Consider the following 17,666-nt stretch of genomic DNA (forward strand, 5'->3'; position numbering starts at 1 on the left):
GGGCAAGCTGTGGATCGCTTGCCGCGTTCTGATGTCCTTTGAAACACCGGTCTTGCCGCCGATGGAGTATGCCACCATGTCCGACACCGCGCCCTATTATGAAGACCATCGGCCCCGCCGCAAACCTTGGCTGGCCTATGCGCTGGTGGTGATCGGACTGGTGGCGGTGGCGCTGATCGGCAAATGGTTTGCAGGCGCCGGGGCGCAAAAGAATGCGCGCTCCGGGCGGCCTGCGGCGGCGGTTTCGGCCGTGCCGGTGGGCCTTGGCGATATGCCGGTCGAGGTTAACGCCATCGGCACGGTGACGCCCATCGATTCGGCCGCCGTGCGCAGCCAGCTTTCGGGCACGGTTTTCGCCATCCTGTTCAAGGAAGGCCAGCAGGTGCGCGAAGGACAGGTCATCGCCCAGATCGACCCGCGCCCCTATCGCCTTTCGCTGGCTCAGGCCGAGGGGACTCTGGCCAAGGATATGGCGCAGTTGAATTCGGCCAAGCTGGACCTCAAGCGCTATGAGACGCTGGCCTCGCAGGATTCGGTGGCGCGCCAGACGCTCGACACCCAGCGCGCGACGGTGGGCCAGTTGGAAGGCACGGTTTCGGCTGACCGCGCCGCCGTGGGGACGGCCAAGCTGAATTTGCAATATACCGCGGTCAAGGCGCCTTTCTCGGGCCGTATCGGCCTGCGTCAGGTCAGCGTGGGCGCCTATGTCACGCCTTCGGACACGGCGGGCATTGCCACGATCACGCGCACAGATCCCATCGATGTCGCCTTCACGGTGCCGCAGGGACAATTGAACGCGATTGCCGCCAAGGGTTCCGGTCTGCCCGTCATCGCCTATGATCAGGACGGCAAGAGCGAGCTGGCCAAGGGCACATTCTCGACCTTTGACAATCAGATCGACACCACCACCGGCACGGTCAAAGCCAAGGCGCGCTTTGCCAATCCGGCGGCGGTGAAGGCCCTTTTCCCCAATCAGTTCGTCAATGTGAAGATGCTGGTCGATACGCTGCATCAGGTGCCGGTGGTGCCGGTTTCGGCGCTGCGTCACGGCGCGCCGGGCGATTTCGTGTTCGTGGTGCAGCCTGACAAGAAGGTGAAGCTGACCGTGGTCAAGGTCGGCCCCAGCGATGGCAGGAACACCGCCGTTCTGTCGGGCCTGAGCAAGGGCCAGATGGTTGTGGCCGAGGGCGCGGACGGGCTTGATGATGGCTCGACCGTGCGTCTGGCCGGATCGGGCGGCCCCGGCGGTGCGGGCGAACACAAGGGCAAGCGCAAGGCAGCCCAATGAGCGCGCCCGTGGAAACCGGCCCGGACGCGATTCCGACCGAGAAAGTGATAGGCGGCCCATCGCGGCCCTTCATCCTGCGCCCTGTGGCCACCACGCTGATGATGATCGCGCTGCTGCTGGCAGGCTTCATCGCGTGGAAGCAATTGCCGCTCTCGGCGCTGCCGCAGGTGGATTATCCCACGATACAGGTGCGCACGCTCTATCCCGGCGCCAGCCCCGATGTGATGGCGCTGACCGTCACCAGCCCGCTGGAACGCCAGTTCGGCCAGATGCCGGGCCTGACGCGCATGACCTCGAATTCCTCGGGCGGGGCCTCGGTCATCACGCTGCAATTCGATCTGGGCATGGCGCTGGACGTGGCCGAGCAGCAGGTGCAGGCCGCGATCAATGCGGCGAACAGTTTGCTGCCGTCCGATCTGCCCGCGCCCCCGGTCTATGCCAAGGTGAACCCGGCCGACGCGCCGGTCATCACGCTGGGCGTTTCCTCGAAAACCCGCCCGCTGGGCGAGGTGCAGGGGATTGTCGAGCGGCAGTTTTCGAACAAGATCGCGCAGGTTTCGGGCGTGGGCCTTGTCTCGCTCTCGGGCGGACAGCGCCCCGCCGTGCGCATCATCGCCAATGTTCAGGCGCTGGCCACGCGGGGGCTGAGCCTCGAAAGCATCCGCAGCGCGATTTCCAACGCCAATGTCAACATGGCCAAGGGCAGCTTTGACGGGATCACCAAAAGCTGGACCATCGACGCCAATGACCAGTTGGGCAGCGCGAAAGATTACGCCAATCTGGTCATCACCTATGCCAATGGCGCGCCGATCCGCCTGTCCGATGTGGCCAGCGTGGAAGCGGGCGTGGAAAACACCCGCACCGCCAGTTGGATGAACAAGCAGAGCGCCGTCATCATTGACGTTCAGCGCCAGCCCGGCGCCAATGTCATCGCCACGGTCGATGCGATCAAGGCGGCGCTGCCGGACCTCACCGCGCAATTGCCCGCCGACGTCAAGGTCAACATCCTGACCGACCGCACCGAGGGCATTCGCGCCAGCGTCGAGGATGTGCAATTCGAACTGGTGCTGGCCGTGGGCCTCGTGGTGCTGGTGATCTTCCTGTTTCTGGGCAGCATCCGCGCAACGATGGTGGCGGCGATTTCGGTGCCTCTGTCCTTGGTGGGCGCCTTTGCGGCCATGTGGGCGCTGGGCTTTTCGATCAACAATCTCACGCTGATGGCGCTGACCATCGCCAGCGGTTTCGTGGTCGACGATGCCATCGTGGTGATCGAGAATATAGCCCGCTATGTCGAGGAAGGGATGAAGCCCTTTGACGCCGCGCTCAAGGGCGCCAGCGAGATTGGCTTTACCATCATCAGCCTGACCGTCAGCCTGATCGCGGTGCTGATCCCGTTGTTGTTCATGGGCGATGTGGTCGGGCGGCTGTTTCGCGAATTTGCCATCAGCCTTGCCGTTACCATTGCCCTGTCCGCGCTGGTGGCGCTCACCGCCGTGCCGATGCTGGCCGCGCGCTGGCTGCGGCCCGAGCATGAGGAGCGCCGCTTTGTCATCGTGGACAAGGCGATGCACCAGTTCGACCGCCTCGCCGCCGCCTATGCCCGCGCGCTGGCCTGGGTGATGGAACGTTCGGGCCTGACCATGCTGGTCTTTGCCGGTTCACTGGTGGTGACGGCGGCGCTATTCTGGGCGATCCCGAAAAACCTGTTTCCGACCCAGGATACCGGGCAAATCCGCGCGACGTTGGTCGCCGCGCAGGACATCAGCTTTACCCGCATGGCCCATCTGCAACAGCAGGTGGCGGCCAGGATGCTGGAGGATCCGGGCGTGGAATCGCTCTCCTCCAGCGTGGGCGTCGATGGCACGAACACCACCGTCAATCAGGGGCGGATGGTCATCAACCTGAAGCCCATCAGCGCGCGTGAGGGTCAGGAGGCGATCATGACCCGCCTGCGCGAAAGCGCAGCCGGTGTGCCGGGGGTTCAGCTCTATTTCCAGCCGGTGCAGGATCTGACCATCGACACCGAAACGGGCCTGACGCCCTATCGCTTTGCCCTGCATGGCGCGGATCAGGATACGGTCAACACCTGGGGGCAAAAACTGGCACAGGCGCTGAAAAGCGAAAGCTCGCTGCGCGATGTCAATGCGCCCGCGCTGGGGCAAGGGCGCAGCGTGATCGTGGACGTCAACCGCGATGCGGCGGCACGTCTGGGCCTTTCGGTGCTCAGCGTCGACAATGCGCTCTATGATGCCTTTGGCCAGCGGATCATCTCGACGATCTATACCCAGTCGAGCCAGAACCGCGTGATCCTCTCGGCCAGCCCGCAGATGCTGTCCGATCCGCAAAGCCTTGGGCAGCTCTATATCCCGCTGTCCTCGGGCACGCAGGTGCCGCTGGGCACCATCGCCACGATCCGCGAGGGCACCAGCCCGCTGGTTCTGGCGCGCGAGGGGCAATTCCCCTCGGCCACGATCGGTTTCGATGTGACGCCGGGCGTCTCGCTGGGCCATGCGGTGTCCTCCATCGAACAGGTGGCCAAGGATCTGGGCATGCCATCCTCTTTGACGATGGATTTTTCCGGCTCGGCCTCGGCCTTCCGCTCGGCGCTTTCGAACGAACTGGTGCTGGTGCTGGCCGCGATCATCACGGTCTATATCGTGCTGGGCGTGCTGTATGAAAGCTTCATCCATCCCGTCACAATTCTCTCCACCCTGCCCTCGGCGGGCGTGGGGGCTCTGATCGCACTGGCGCTGACCTCTTATGGGCTGGGGGTGATCGGGATCATCGGCATCGTGCTGCTGATCGGCATTGTGAAGAAAAACGCGATCATGATGATCGACTTTGCCATTGCCGCCATGCGCGAGGAAGGAATGGAGGCGGGCGAAGCGATCCGCCGCGCCGCCCATCTGCGCTTCCGTCCGATCATGATGACCACCTTTGCCGCGCTGTTTGCCGCCATCCCGATGATCTTCGGTTCGGGCATGGGCCATGAATTGCGCCAGCCTTTGGGCCTGTCCATCGCGGGGGGCCTGATCCTGTCTCAGGTTTTGACGCTGTTCACCACGCCGGTCATTTTCCTCGCCTTTGAAAACTGGCGGGCGCGGCGTCAGGCCCGCCGGAGTCGCGCGCAAGGGGAGCAGGCGGCGTGAATATCTCCGCGCCCTTCATCCGCCGTCCGGTCGGCACGATATTGCTCACCATCGGGGTGGCGCTGGCGGGCATTGCAGCGTTTTTCCAGCTTCCCGTCGCGCCCCTGCCCCGCGTCGATATTCCCACGGTGATGGTGCAGGCCAGCCTGCCCGGCGCCAGCCCATCGACCATGGCCAGCACCGTGGCCAGCCCGCTGGAGCGCCGCCTAGGCACGATTGCGGGCGTGACCGAGATGACCTCGCGCTCCTCGCTCGGCTCGTCTCAGGTGGTGCTGCAATTCGATCTTTCTCGCAATATTGATGGCGCGGCACGCGATGTTCAGGCCGCGATTGCCGCCGCGCGGGCCGATCTGCCCTCAACACTGAAAACCAATCCCACCTATCGCAAGATGAACCCGGCCGATGCGCCGATCCTGATCCTTGCCCTGACCAGCCCGACCCGCACGCCCGAGCAGATCTATGATGCGGTGTCGAACATCGTGCAGCAAAAGCTGCTTCAGGTGAACGGGGTGGGCAATGTCGAGCTGGGCGGCGCGGCTTTGCCCGGCGTGCGGATCGAGATCAACCCGATGCAGCTGGCCCGCGCCGGGATCGGGCTGGAGGATGTGCGCACCGCCCTGCAATCGGCCAGCGCGAACCGGCCCCGAGGCGTGCTGGAAGGCATCGACATTTCCAAGGGCGGCCTGTCCTGGCAGATTTTCTCCAATGCCGCCGCATTGAAGGCCAGCGATTTTGCCCCCATGATCATCGCATGGCGCAATGGCGCACCGGTGCGCCTGTCCGACATCGCCCGCGTAGTCGACGGGCCCGAAGAACTGCACACGATGGGCCTGTTCAACGGCAAGAAGTCGGTGCCCATCATCATCACCCGCCAGCCCGACGCCAATATCGTGCAGACAGTCGATGCCCTGCGCGCGCAGGTGCCGGGGCTGCAAGCCTTGCTGCCCGCCGACATCAAGCTCAACATCGCCACCGACCGCACGATCACCATCCGCTCCTCGCTGCATGAGGTGGAGATCGCGCTGCTTGTCTCCACACTGCTGGTGGTGATCGTGGTCAGCGTGTTTCTGCAAAGCTGGCGCGCGACGCTGATCCCGGCGGCGGCGGTGATCGTCTCGCTGCTGGGCACGTTGGGGGTGATGTATATGTCGGGCTTTCTGCTCGACAATCTTTCGCTCATGGCGCTGACCGTGGCGACCGGCTTCGTGGTCGACGATGCCATCGTGGTGGTTGAAAACATCGCCCGCCATGTCGAGGAAGGGATGCCCCCCTTCCCCGCCGCCCTGCGCGGCGCGCGCGAAGTGGGCTTTACCGTGCTGTCCATCTCGCTGTCCCTTGTCGCGGTGTTTGTGCCGCTGATCTTCATGGGCGGGGTGATGGGGCGGCTGATGCGCGAATTTGCGCTGACCATGACGGCGGCGGTGGGCATCAGCCTGATCGCCAGCCTGACGGTCACGCCGATGCTGGCCAGCCGGGCGCTGGCCGCACCGGGGGTGGAAAAGGACAATGCCCTGTTCCGCGCCTCGCGGCGGTTTTTCGATGGACTCCATGCGCGTTATGCGCGGCGGCTGGATTGGGCGCTGAACCATCGCGGGCCGGTGCTGCTGCTGCTGCTGGGCGCGGTGATCCTGAACGTGTTCCTGATCGTGGTCGCGCCCAAGGGATTGCTGCCGCAACAGGATACGGGCGCGATGACCGGCGGCCTGCGCGTCGATCAATCCATGTCCTTTACCGCCACCGCCGACAAGCTGACGCAGGCGGCCAACATCATCCGCGCCGATCCGGCCGTCGCCACGCTGGTGGCCTTTACCGGGGGCGGGCGCGCGGGTTCGGGCTTTATGTTCGTCAATCTGAAACCGCGCGGAGAGCGCCCGCCGATCAACGATGTCATCGCCCGCCTGCGCCCCAAACTGGCGCGGGTGCGCGGGGTCAGCGTGTTTCTCAACCCGGTGCAGGATTTGCAGGCGGGGGGGCGACAGACCAGCGCAACCTATCAATATGTCCTCCACGCCGAGAGCGCCCAGATGCTGCGCGAGGCGGGCGAGAAGCTGGTCAAAGCCCTGAAGGCCCAGCCGCAGGCGATCACCGACGTGGATATTGACCAGCAGGACGCGGGCGCCAGCGCCTTTGTCACTGTTGACCGCAACCGCGCGGCCAGCCTCGGCATCACCATGAACACCATCGACCAGACGCTCTATGACGCCTTTGGCCAGCGGCAGGTCGCCTCGATCTATCAGGGGCTGAACCAGTATCATGTGGTGATGGAGGCCGACCCGACCTATTCGGGCAAGCCGGAAGCGCTGGGCAATCTCTATCTGCCGGTGGGCGGCACCTTGTCCTCGTCCACCACGGCCACCAACGCCAATGCCTCGCTGGGCAGCAATGCGGCCAAGGGCAGCGCGGTGAGCAGCGCGGCCACCTCGCAGGTGCCGCTCTCGACCGTGGCGGCATGGTCCAACGCATCAACCGCGGCCAGCGTCAGCCATACCGATGGCGAGCCCTCGGCGACGATCTCGTTCAACCTGCCGCCGGGCCTCTCGCTGGGGCAGGCCGCGCAGACCATTGCCAAAACGCAGGCCGATCTGGCGCTGCCCGCCGGCGTCCATGGCGATTTCGGCGGCACGGCCAAGGTGTTTCAGCAATCGACCGGTTCGATGCCGATGCTGATCGTGGCCGCGATCGTCACGATCTATATCGTGCTGGGCATTCTGTATGAAAGCGCGATCCACCCGCTGACAGTGCTCTCCACCCTGCCCTCGGCGGGCGTGGGGGCGATCTTTGCGCTGATCGTGACGGGGGGGCAGTTCGATATCATCGCGCTGATCGGGGTCGTGCTGCTGATCGGCATTGTGAAGAAGAACGCGATCCTGATCATCGATTTTGCCATCGAATCGGAACGTTCGCGCGGGCTGTCCTCCTTCGAGGCGATCCGCGAGGCCAGCCTGCTGCGTTTCCGCCCGATCCTGATGACCACGCTGGCCGCCGCGCTGGGGGCCTTGCCTCTGGCCATCGGTTTTGGCGACGGCGCCGAACTGCGTCGCCCGCTGGGCATTGCCATCGTGGGCGGGCTGATCGTCAGCCAGATGCTGACGCTGCTGACGACGCCTGTGGTCTATCTGGCGGTGGACAAATGGCGCCGCCGCTCTCCCCATGAACATCTGCTGGCCCGTCATGGTGACGCAGAACCTCTGGAAGCCTGATATGATGAAGCGCACCCTTTTTGCCCTTACCACAGCGCTGGCCCTGTCGGGATGCAGCATGGCCCCCAAATATCATGTACCCACCAGCGCCGCCCCCGCCGCCGCCTTCAAGGGCGATGCCGGATGGGCGCCCGCCATGCCCGCCGATGATGTGGCCAAGGGGCAATGGTGGAAGCTCTTCGGCGATCCCGCGCTGGACGCTTTGGAGGAAAAGGTGGAGGTGACCAACCAGAACGTCGCCTATTACCGCGCCGCCTATGCGCAGGCCGAGGCGGTGGTGCGCGCCAATCGCGCCGCGCTCTTCCCCACCATCAGCGCCAGCGCCAGCGACACGCGCAGCGGCACCTTTGCCGCCAACAGCACCGGCACCACCACAGGGTCGGGCGGCAGCGTGACGCGTACCGGCACCACCATTTCGGCCACCGGCAGCGCCAGTTGGACCCCCGACATCTGGGGCAAGCTGGCCGATACCACGCGCCAGTCCAAGGCGCAGGCGCAGGCATCGGCCGCCACGCTGGCCAATGCCACGCTCTCGGCGCGGGGCACATTGGCCACCAATTATTTCCAATTGCGCGGGATCGACGCGCAAAAGGCGATGCTGACCGACAGTGTGGCCTCCTATCGCCGCTCGCTGGAGGTGACGCGCAACAAGCTCTCCGCCGGGACCATCAGCGAAGCCGATGTGCAAAGCGCGCAGGCCACCTTGTCAAATGCCGAGGCGAATTTGCGCGATCTGGAGCGCCAGCGCGCATCCTATGAAAATGCCATCGCGGTGCTGGTGGGCGAAAACCCCTCCACCTTCCATCTGGCCCCGGCGGCGTGGAACCCGGCGCTGCCTTCGGTGCCGGGCGTGATGCCGGGCGACATCCTGCAACGCCGCCCCGACATCGCCAATGCCGAAAGATCGGTGGCTGCCGCCAATTCGGCCATCGGCATTCAGCGCTCGGCCTTCTTCCCCTCGATCACCCTGTCCGGCTCGGTGGGGTCGAACTCCACCACGATGACCAACCTGTTCAGCGCGGCCACCTCGCTCTGGTCGCTGGGGGCGAGCGCTGCCGAAACGCTGATCGACTTTGGCGCGCGTTCGGCCAAGGTGGCGCAGGCCCGCGCGGCCTATAATGCGGCTGTGGCCACCTATCGCCAGAGCGTGCTCAATGCGTTTCAGGAGGTGGAAACCAACCTGTCCGCCGTCTCGGCCTATCGCGCCGAGGCACCCCATTACGCCGCCGCCAATGCCGCTGCGGCACGGGCCGAAACCATCATCCGCAACCAGTATCAGGCCGGCACGGTCGATTTCACCAGCGTTTCCTCCGCACAATCCACAGCCTATTCGGCGCGTGTTAATCTGATACAGAATACCGTCAATCAACAGACCGCCGCCGTGGCCCTGATACAGGCCATCGGCGGCGAATGGCGAGACGGTGTGGAGTTGCACCCCGCCGTCAAATGATGAAACGGGGGAATATAAGACATGCGTGGAGTTTGGGGCGCGGTGGCAGCACTGGCGCTGATGGCGGGCGGCACGCCGGTTTTGGCGCAACCTTTGGCCCCGCCGCCTGCGCAAATGGGCAAGGTTGCGCTGACTTTTGACGATTTGCCGGGGTTGAGCCTGTTCAACGATCAGGCATGGCTGGATTACATCAACCGAACCTTGCTGCGCGGGCTGCGGCGCAACCATATGCCCGCCATCGGCTTCGTCAACGAATCGAAGCTGGACGAGGCAGTGCGCGCGCGCCAGATCACCAATCTGAAACTATGGCTGGATGCGGGCAAGGATCTGGGCAACCACACGTTCAGCCATGAATCGCCCAATGATCTGGGCGCGGCGGGCTATATTGCCGATATTGCCAAGGGCGAGCCGGTGACGCGCGAATTGCTGGCCGCGCGGGGGCGCAAGCTGGACTGGTTCCGTCATCCCTATCTTGAAACCGGCGCGCCCGAGGCGGTCAAGCACGCAATCAACGCATGGCTGGGCCAGCATGGCTATCGTATTGCGCCGGTCACGATCGACGCTGACGACTGGATGTTTGCCGAACCCTATGAGGATGCGCTGGCCCGCCATGACGAGGCGCGGCGGCTGCGCGTGCGCAAGCAATATCTCGATTATACCGAACGCGCGATCAGTTGGTATCAGAAGGCCTCGGACGCGCTGTTCGGGCGCCAGATCGCCTTTGTCATGCTGCTCCACGACACGCGGCTCAATGCCGACAGCATCGACGAACTCTCCGCGATCCTGAAGCGGCGCAAGCTGCGGCCCGTCACGCTGGAGGCGGCGATGCGCGATCCGGCCTATAAAACCCGCGATCCCTATGTCGGCAAGGACGGGATCGAGTGGATGGAGCGCTGGTCCTATACGCTGAAAAAGGGCCTGCCGTGGACGAGCTGGCAGGATGCGCCCAAGCAGATCGAGGACGAATACGAGCGCCTCGAAAACGACCAGCACAAGAATTGAGGAAAAGGGCGGCGGCGCAAAACCGCCGCCCTTTTTTCATCAGGCCTTGTCGAGCATCTTGCCTGCGCTGAGTTCCACAAATTCGGCCACCTGCCCCTGCATCATCCTCATCAGAGCGGGCACCTCAAGGCTGCCGCTGAGCCGGTCTTCCTCGATGGTCAGCGACACCGGAATGCGCGAGCCGAGCGCCGTAATCGTCATGTTCAGCACATAATCGCCCGCCCATTCCGAGGTAAGAGCCCCCCCGCCCGGAATATGGGCGGCAAGCTTGGGCAGGCCCACCTCGATGCGGCGCCTGGCCTCAACCCGGCCAAGGCTGTGGGGAATCGAAATGTCCATCAGAATTCATCCTCGGCAAAGGCCATCAGCGCGCCCTTGCCCGCCTTGATGGCAAGGAAATGCGTGGTCGCCTGCGGCAGGATCTTTTCAAAGAAGAAGGTCGCGGTCTTGATCTTGGTCTCGTAAAACGCCTTGTCCTCGGTGCCGAAGAACAATTGCAGCCCGGCGATCTTGGTCGATTTAGCAAAGCAATAGGCCATGCCGACAAGGCCGAGCAGGCGCAGATAATCGCTGGCCGCCGCCCCTGCTTCCTCGGCGTCCTTCATGCCCTTTTCGGCAATCGTCGCGGTGGAAAGCTGCAAAGCGCCAAAGGCCTTTTCCAGCCCCTCGATCATCTTCTGCATCGGGCCTTCGCCCTTGTTCTCCTCGATAAAGGCCGACACGGGATGGAAGAAGCTGCGCAAATAGCGCCCCATATGCGCGCCCAGTTTCCGCCCGACCAGATCGAGCGCCTGAATGCCGTTGGTGCCTTCATAGATCATCGCGATACGGGCATCGCGCTGATACTGCTCGACCCCGCTTTCATGGATATAGCCATGGCCGCCATAGACCTGCACCGCAAGGCTCGCGCTGTCATGGCCAAGGTCGGTGAACAAGGCTTTGACCACCGGCGTCATCAACGCGACGAAATCCTCGGCCCGCTGGCGAACCTCGGGGTCGGTTGCGTGCTTTTCCGCGTCCAGCCCGCGCGCCACCCATGCGCCCAGCGCCCGACAGCCCTCATTATAGGCCCGCATGGTCAGCAGGTTCTTGCGCACATCGGGGTGAACGATGATCGGGTCCGCCGCCTTATCGGGATATTTCGCGCCCGAAAGCGAACGCCCCTGAAGCCGATCCTTGGCATACCACACGGCCGACTGATAGGCCGCCTCACCAATGCCCAACCCCTGAATGCCCACGCCCACGCGCTCGGCATTCATCATCGTGAACATCGCCTCAAGGCCCCGATGCGGCTCGCCAACCAGCCAGCCGATAGCCTCATCGAACTGCATCTGACAGGTGGCACTCGCCTTGATCCCCATCTTATGCTCGATCCCGCTGGCGCGCACGCCATTGCGCGCGCCCGGATTGCCCGCCTCATCGGGCAGGAACTTGGGCACGAGGAACAGGCTGATCCCCTTCACCCCCTTGGGCGCATCGGGCAGACGCGCCAGCACCAGATGGATGATGTTGCTGGTCAAATCCTGCTCGCCCGCCGAAATGAAGATCTTCGAGCCGGTCAGCTTGTAACTGCCATCGCCCACCGGCTCGGCCTTGGTGCGCAGCAGGCCCAGATCGGTCCCGCAATGCGGTTCGGTCAGGTTCATCGTGCCCGACCATTCGCCGCTGATCATCTTGGGCAGATAGGCCGCCTTCAATTCCTCGCTGGCATAGGCGTTGAGCGCCGTCACTGCCCCCGCTGTCAGGCCGGGATAGAGGCTGAAGGAGACATTGGTGGCGCAGATCATCTCCTCGACCAGCTTGCCCACCGCCTCGGGCAACCCCTGCCCGCCATATTCGACCGGCATGACAAGGCCGCCCCAGCCGCTCTGCACGAACTGGTCATAGGCCTCCTTGAAGCCCTTGGGCGTGCGCACCACGCCGTTTTCATAGCGGCACCCTTCGGCATCGCCCGAAAGGTTGATGGGCAGCAGCACGTCCTGACACAGCTTGGCCGCCTCTTCCAAAACGGCATCGGTCAGATCGGTGGTGAATTCCTCATGCACCGAGAGCCCGCCAAAGCCGTCATCCTGATGCAATTCATTCAGAACAAAGCGCATATCGCGCAAGGGTGCGGTATAGACCTGCATAAAACCTCTCCTGTTATACCGGCGTCAATTGCGCAGCGGCTTGCCGGTGGTCAGCATATGCTCCACCCGCGCCTGCGTACGACTATCGCGCACCAGCGTCATGAATTCGCGCAGCTCCAGCGCCAATAGCTGCTCTTCGGTTACAGTATCGACCACATCGGCATCCCCCCCGGTCAGAACCGTGGCCAGCTTGTCGGCCACCACCTCGTCATAGGGCGTGGCAAGGCCGCGCGCGCGGAAGCCCTTGACCGCCAGTTCCAGCGCGGTCTTGCCGCTGGCGCCGGGCAGGCGGAAAGTGGGCGGCGCGGGCGGGGTATAGCCCTCGACCATCGCCAGCGCCCGCGCCTTGGCGTCTGCCAGCAGGCGGTCGCGGTTCATGGTGATGCCGTCGCTGGGGCGCAAATAACCGATCTCCTTGGCATTGGCCGCCGATTTGGCGACCGTGGCGGTCGAGATCGTTTCAAACGCCTTGGCCACCGGGGGCATCGGCCCCTTGGGCGCCTTGGGGCTTTGCGCGGCGCGGACCATCAATTCCCCGCATCCGCCCCAGCCGGGGATCAGCCCCACGCCGCATTCGACCAGACCGATATAGGTTTCGGCATGGGCCTGCACCGCATCGGCATTGAGGCAGATCTCGCACCCGCCCCCCAGCGCCATGCCAAAGGGCGCGGCCACCACCGGGAAGGGTGCGTATTTCAGCGCCTTATACGCCTTCTGTCCGCCCGCAACCAGCTTCTCCACCTCGCCCCATGCGGCGATGTTGATGGCGAAGATGGCAAGGCCAAGGTTCGCACCAGCCGAGAAGTTCGAACCTTCATTATAGACCACCAGCGCCTTGTACTGCTCGGCCACCAGCGGAATCGTCTTCTCGATCAGCTTCATCACCTCGCCGTCGAGCGCGTTCATCTTGCCGGTGAATTCCAGCGCCACCACGCCGTCGCCAATATCCCACAGCGCCGCCGAAGCGCTTTTCAGCACCGGCTTGGACGCCGCCTTGATGTCCTCCAGCAACAGCACGCCATCGGGCCGCGCAATCGCGTGATACTCGCCATCGGCGCCCAGATATTGGCGCACGCCTTCCTCAACGCGGTAAAACGGACGCCCCGCCGCCAGCGTCAGGATCGCGGGAATCTCGCGCCCCTCGGCCTGTAAACGGGCAACGAAATCCGCGCCGCCAATCCGGTCTATCAGCTCAAACGGGCCATATTTCCAATTATAGCCCAGCTTCATCGCTACATCGATGGCCAGAATGTCGTCCGATGCCTCGCCAATCAGCCCCGCCGCATAGGCCAATGTCGGCCCCAGCACGGCCCAGGCATAGGCACCCACCACGCCCGGCGCGGAAATCAGCGCCTTCAAATCCTTCTGCGCCGCCGAAGGGATCGAGACGGGCTTGGCCGCCTTGGCATAATCCCCGGTGCTCAGGTTGATCGCTTCCTTGACCTTCCCGGCTTCCTTATTGATCCGGTAAAAGCCGCCCTTGCCCTTGCGCCCGGTATAGCCCTCCGCGATCATTTTCAGGATCAGCGGATGGTCATGGGCGATGGACTGATAGGGGTCATTGGCAGGCAGAGTGCCGGTCAGGCTGGCCTTGAGATAGGGCATGAGATCAATGCCCACCAGATCGACCAGACCGAAGATCCCGGTCTTGGGCACGCCCATCGGTTTGCCGCCGATGGCATCGGCATCCTCGATGGAAACGCCCTGCTCAAAAGCCGCATTGATCGCCGCCTGAAGCCAGTATGTCCCCACGCGATTGGCGAGGAAGCCGGGCGTGTCTTTGGCGCGCACCACGGTCTTGCCCATTGCGCGATCGGCAAAATCGGAAACCTTGGCCACCAGTGCGGGGTCGCTCTTGGGCCCGGCCACAATTTCCAGCAGGCGCATGTAACGCGGAGGGTTGAAGAAATGAGTGATGAGGAAATCGCGGGCGAAGGCCTCGCTGCGCCCCTCGATCAGGCGGTCGAGCGGAATGGTCGAGGTGTTCGACGAAATCGCCGTCCCCGGCGTCCGCACCGCCTCCAGCTTTTCATAAAGCGCGTGCTTCAGCTCGATCTTTTCGACAATCGCCTCGATCACCCAGTCGCATTCGGCAACCCGGCCCAGATCATCCTCAATATTGCCCGCCTCGACCAGCCGCGCCGCCGCCTTGCTCATGAAGGCCGCCGGTTCAGCTTTCTTCAGCCGCTCAATCGCGCCAGCCGCAACAGAGTTACGATCCGCAGCGTCCCGCACGATATCCAGCAGCAGCACCGGCACGCCCGCATTGGCCGCCTGCGCCGCGATGCCGGCGCCCATGGTCCCGGCGCCGATCACACAGAGTTCCTTCACCATCAGATGGCCTCCAGAACCGTGGCGATCCCCTGCCCGCCGCCGATGCATTGCGTGGCCAGAGCATAGCGGCCCCCGGTGCGCTTCAAAAGGCTGGCCGCCTTGCCGACGATGCGCGCGCCGGTCGCGCCCAGCGGGTGGCCGATGGCAATCGCCCCGCCGTCAATGTTGACCTTGGCCACGTCCAGCCCCAGTTCGCCGATGCAGGCAAGGCTCTGGCTGGCAAAGGCTTCGTTGAGTTCGACCACATCAAGATCGCCCACCGAAATCCCCGCGCGGGCCAGCGCCTTGCGGCTGGATTCAACCGGCCCCATGCCCATGATTTCGGGCGCACATCCGCTGATGGCCACCGATTTGATCCGCGCCAGAATGGGCAGGCCGTTGGCGACAGCATAATCCTCGCTGCACACCAGCACGGCGGCGGCGCCATCGGTCAGCGGGCTGGCGGTGCCCGCCGTCACGCTGCCATTGGCGGAAAAGGCAGGCTTGAGGCCCGCCAGAGCCTCAGCCGTGGTGCCGGGGCGCGGGGTGCCGTCGGCCTCCACGCCGCCCACGGCCACGATTTCATCGGAAAGCAGGCCCGCCGCGATGGCCGCGCCCGCCTTGCGCTGGCTCTCCACCGCAAAGGCTTCTTGGGCCGCGCGGCTGATGCCGAATTTGGCCGCCACGTTTTCGGCCGTATCGCCCATGCCCAGATAGGCCGCGCTCTTTTTGGCCAGCGCCGGATTGGGCATCGGGTTAAAGCCCATCATCGGCACACGGCTCATCGATTCCACGCCCGCAGCAATGAACACCTCGCCCGCACCAAGCTGGATCTGGCCCGCAGCATAATGGATGGCACTCATCGAAGAGCCGCAGAAACGGTTGACCGTCATGCCCCCCACCGAGAGCGGCAGATCGGCAATCAGGCCGATCAGGCGGGCAATGTTAAACCCCTGTTCGCCCTCGGGAAAAGCGCAGCCGACAATCAGATCTTCGAGCGCGGCGGCATCAACGCCCGTGCGTGCGATCAGCCCCCGCACCACATCGGCGGCCAGATCGTCGGGCCGCACCCGCGCCAGCGCGCCCTTGCCCGCCAGATGGAAAGGAGAACGGGCATAGCCCGCAATCACCACGTTACGCATCGCACATCCTCTTTTTGTCGACTTATTGGCCGGGATTGTAGCACGGGAATCACGCCCCGCACCCTTCTGCTCTAATGGTGCCCAAGTTTCCCTATACGTCAACCAATTTTTGATGCATACACTGATTCGCCGCAAGGAACAGAGTGCAGCAAAGCACCTAAACGCCTGCGGCCCCGCACCTTGGGGATCACCCCGATGCGCAGGTCAGGAGAAGGAGCCGAAAGGATGATTGCCCTCTTAGGGATATTGGCGGCCGCCGCCGCGCCATCCGCCCAGGATGCGCTGGGCCGGTGGCAGACCGAAACGAAGCATGGCGTGGTGGAAATTGCCGCCTGCGGCCCCTCGATCTGTGGGCGGCTGGTGGAATCGGATGCGCTGCGCACCAATCCGCAATTGCGCGATACCAAGAACAAGGACGCCGCCCAGCGCGACCGGATGCTCAAAGGCCTGACGATCCTGCAAGGGTTTCATGCCAAGAGCGGCGAATGGGCCGGCGGCACGATCTATAATGGCGACGATGGCGGCACCTATCAGGCCACGCTCAGCCTGATCGATCGCGACACGCTCAAGGTAAAAGGTTGCATCGTCTGGCCTTTGTGCAAGAGCCAGACTTGGAAGCGCTTGCGCTGACCGCAACAATCCCATGAAGGGGAGGCAAAATATGACTTCGGTTCGCAAATTTTCTCGTGCCGCAAAAATTTCCGCGCTGCTGCTGGGCCTGATCCCGGCGCAGGCGATGGCAAGCGGCTTCTATATCGTCGAGCAAAGCCCCAAGGCCACGGGCCGCGCCTATTCGGGCGAGGTGGCCGATACCGGTCCTGAATCCTTGTGGTGGAACCCGGCGGCGATTGCCGGGCAAAAGGGCATCGCCATCCATGCCGGGGCCAGCGCGATCCTGCCCGCCGCCAAGATGACCAATGTCAACACGATCATCGTGCGCCCCGCGCAATCGCCCGCAGGCGTGGGCGGCGATCAGGTGAGCAGCAACCCCATTGAAAACGGCGTCGTGCCCACCGGCGCGATCTCCTATGGCCTGACCGACACGGTTGCGCTGGGCCTTGCCATCACCGCGCCGTATAATTTCACCACCGATTACGCCACGACAAGCTGGGCGCGCTATTCGGCGCTGCGCACCTCGCTGCTGACCATCGACATTCAGCCCGGCATCGCCATCGAAGTGCTGCCTGGTCTGCGTATCGGCGCGGCGGCCAACATCGAATATGCCAAGGCCGAACTGGGCAATGCCCTGCCCAACCTCTCGCCGCTGCTGGCCGACGGGTCGCAGAAACTGTCGGGCAATGGCTGGGACATGGGCTGGTCGGCCGGTTTCCAGCTCCAGCGCGGGCCGGTCAGCATCGGGGCCAGCTACAAGTCCTCGGTCAAGCATACGCTCAATGGTTCGGTGACGGTGGCGGGCCTGCTGGGGCCGCTGGCGGCCAACAATGGCACGGTCAACACCTCGGCCAGTTTCAGCACGCCGTGGCAGGCGATTTTCGGCATCCGCTATGCCGTGACCCCGGCCATCACGCTCAATGCGCAGGCCACCGCCAGCGGATGGTCCAAGTTTGACGCGATCCGCCTGGCCGCGCCCTATAACACCGCGATCCCCGAAAACTATCGCGACAGCTGGAGCTATGCGGTGGGCGTGGATGTGGCCGTTTCGCCGCGCTGGACGCTGCGCAGCGGCGTGGCGCGCGACCTGACGCCGGTGCGCAGCACCGAGCGCGATGCGCGCGTGCCCGACACCAACCGCTGGGTGTTCGCCATGGGCGCCACGCATCAGATGTCGAAGCGTTTCGCGGTCGATGTCGGCGTCAATTACCTGACGCTGGACAGCGGGCCGATCAACCGCACCACGGCGGCCTATGTCGGCACGGCGGCGCAAACGCCTATCCTGATGAACGGCACGGTCAATTCGGCCCATGTGTTCATCTTTGCGCTGGGCGGTCGATTTACCATCTGACGCATAAATAACGATAAAATAACGGAAAGG

11 protein-coding genes are annotated in these 17,666 nt (G+C 64.0%); 7 read left to right on the plus strand and 4 right to left on the minus strand.

What is annotated here, in order from left to right:
• The first annotated feature begins 31 nt into the window (after positions 1 to 31).
• From FHW96_RS10890 to FHW96_RS10910, 5 genes are read left to right on the plus strand one after another with little or no spacing between them, the layout of a single operon-like run.
• The gene (locus FHW96_RS10890; RefSeq protein WP_253950877.1) at positions 32 to 1,288 is read left to right on the plus strand and encodes an efflux RND transporter periplasmic adaptor subunit; all 1,257 of its coding nucleotides are present in this window, start codon (positions 32 to 34) and stop codon (positions 1,286 to 1,288) included.
• A complete protein-coding gene (locus FHW96_RS10895; RefSeq protein ID WP_172340602.1) occupies positions 1,285 to 4,437 on the plus strand; it encodes an efflux RND transporter permease subunit in 3,153 nt (1,050 codons plus the stop codon). The genes FHW96_RS10890 and FHW96_RS10895 overlap by 4 nt, the downstream gene beginning before the upstream one ends.
• Positions 4,434 to 7,637 (plus strand): efflux RND transporter permease subunit, encoded by a 3,204-nt coding sequence (locus FHW96_RS10900; RefSeq protein WP_172340603.1) that lies wholly within the window; start codon positions 4,434 to 4,436, stop codon positions 7,635 to 7,637. The genes FHW96_RS10895 and FHW96_RS10900 overlap by 4 nt, the downstream gene beginning before the upstream one ends.
• Before the next feature lies 1 nt (position 7,638).
• Positions 7,639 to 9,087: an efflux transporter outer membrane subunit gene (locus tag FHW96_RS10905; RefSeq protein WP_172340604.1), complete on the plus strand. Its 1,449-nt coding sequence runs from the start codon at positions 7,639 to 7,641 to the stop codon at positions 9,085 to 9,087.
• Between the two features lie 21 nt (positions 9,088 to 9,108).
• Positions 9,109 to 10,089, plus strand: coding sequence for a polysaccharide deacetylase family protein (locus tag FHW96_RS10910; RefSeq protein ID WP_172340605.1), 981 nt, complete (start codon positions 9,109 to 9,111; stop codon positions 10,087 to 10,089).
• A 39-nt stretch (positions 10,090 to 10,128) separates the two neighbouring features.
• On the opposite strand, the gene FHW96_RS10915 is transcribed toward FHW96_RS10910, so the two are convergent.
• From FHW96_RS10915 to FHW96_RS10930, 4 genes are read right to left on the minus strand one after another with little or no spacing between them, the layout of a single operon-like run.
• A complete protein-coding gene (locus tag FHW96_RS10915; RefSeq protein ID WP_172340606.1) occupies positions 10,129 to 10,428 on the minus strand; it encodes a polyhydroxyalkanoic acid system family protein in 300 nt (99 codons plus the stop codon).
• The gene (locus FHW96_RS10920; protein WP_172340607.1) at positions 10,428 to 12,218 is read right to left on the minus strand and encodes an acyl-CoA dehydrogenase C-terminal domain-containing protein; all 1,791 of its coding nucleotides are present in this window, start codon (positions 12,216 to 12,218) and stop codon (positions 10,428 to 10,430) included. Before FHW96_RS10920 ends, FHW96_RS10915 begins: the two co-directional genes overlap by 1 nt.
• Before the next feature lie 24 nt (positions 12,219 to 12,242).
• The gene (locus FHW96_RS10925) at positions 12,243 to 14,552 is read right to left on the minus strand and encodes a 3-hydroxyacyl-CoA dehydrogenase/enoyl-CoA hydratase family protein (RefSeq protein ID WP_172340608.1); all 2,310 of its coding nucleotides are present in this window, start codon (positions 14,550 to 14,552) and stop codon (positions 12,243 to 12,245) included.
• Positions 14,552 to 15,673: a thiolase family protein gene (locus FHW96_RS10930; RefSeq protein ID WP_172340609.1), complete on the minus strand. Its 1,122-nt coding sequence runs from the start codon at positions 15,671 to 15,673 to the stop codon at positions 14,552 to 14,554. Before FHW96_RS10930 ends, FHW96_RS10925 begins: the two co-directional genes overlap by 1 nt.
• A 225-nt stretch (positions 15,674 to 15,898) precedes the next feature.
• Here FHW96_RS10930 and FHW96_RS10935 point away from each other — a divergent pair, with 225 nt between their 5' ends.
• Entirely contained in the window at positions 15,899 to 16,303 is a 405-nt protein-coding gene (locus FHW96_RS10935) for a DUF2147 domain-containing protein (RefSeq protein WP_172340610.1), read from the plus strand.
• Between the two features lie 31 nt (positions 16,304 to 16,334).
• On the plus strand, positions 16,335 to 17,636 hold the full coding sequence (locus FHW96_RS10940; protein ID WP_172340611.1) for an OmpP1/FadL family transporter: 1,302 nt from the start codon (positions 16,335 to 16,337) through the stop codon (positions 17,634 to 17,636).
• The last annotated feature ends 30 nt before the right edge of the window (positions 17,637 to 17,666 follow it).

The organism is Novosphingobium sp. SG751A, assembly GCF_013149295.1.
Taxonomy (GTDB): Bacteria; Pseudomonadota; Alphaproteobacteria; order Sphingomonadales; family Sphingomonadaceae; genus Novosphingobium.

Coding starts and splice junctions, on each gene's coding strand:
- FHW96_RS10895 (WP_172340602.1), top strand. CDS start 1,285: ATGAGCGCGCCCGTGGAAACCGGCCCGGACGCGATTCCGACCGAGAAA.
- FHW96_RS10890 (WP_253950877.1), top strand. CDS start 32: ATGTCCTTTGAAACACCGGTCTTGCCGCCGATGGAGTATGCCACCATG.
- FHW96_RS10935 (WP_172340610.1), top strand. CDS start 15,899: ATGATTGCCCTCTTAGGGATATTGGCGGCCGCCGCCGCGCCATCCGCC.
- FHW96_RS10940 (WP_172340611.1), top strand. CDS start 16,335: ATGACTTCGGTTCGCAAATTTTCTCGTGCCGCAAAAATTTCCGCGCTG.
- FHW96_RS10915 (WP_172340606.1), bottom strand. CDS start 10,428: ATGGACATTTCGATTCCCCACAGCCTTGGCCGGGTTGAGGCCAGGCGC.
- FHW96_RS10930 (WP_172340609.1), bottom strand. CDS start 15,673: ATGCGTAACGTGGTGATTGCGGGCTATGCCCGTTCTCCTTTCCATCTG.
- FHW96_RS10910 (WP_172340605.1), top strand. CDS start 9,109: ATGCGTGGAGTTTGGGGCGCGGTGGCAGCACTGGCGCTGATGGCGGGC.
- FHW96_RS10905 (WP_172340604.1), top strand. CDS start 7,639: ATGATGAAGCGCACCCTTTTTGCCCTTACCACAGCGCTGGCCCTGTCG.
- FHW96_RS10920 (WP_172340607.1), bottom strand. CDS start 12,218: ATGCAGGTCTATACCGCACCCTTGCGCGATATGCGCTTTGTTCTGAAT.
- FHW96_RS10925 (WP_172340608.1), bottom strand. CDS start 14,552: ATGGTGAAGGAACTCTGTGTGATCGGCGCCGGGACCATGGGCGCCGGC.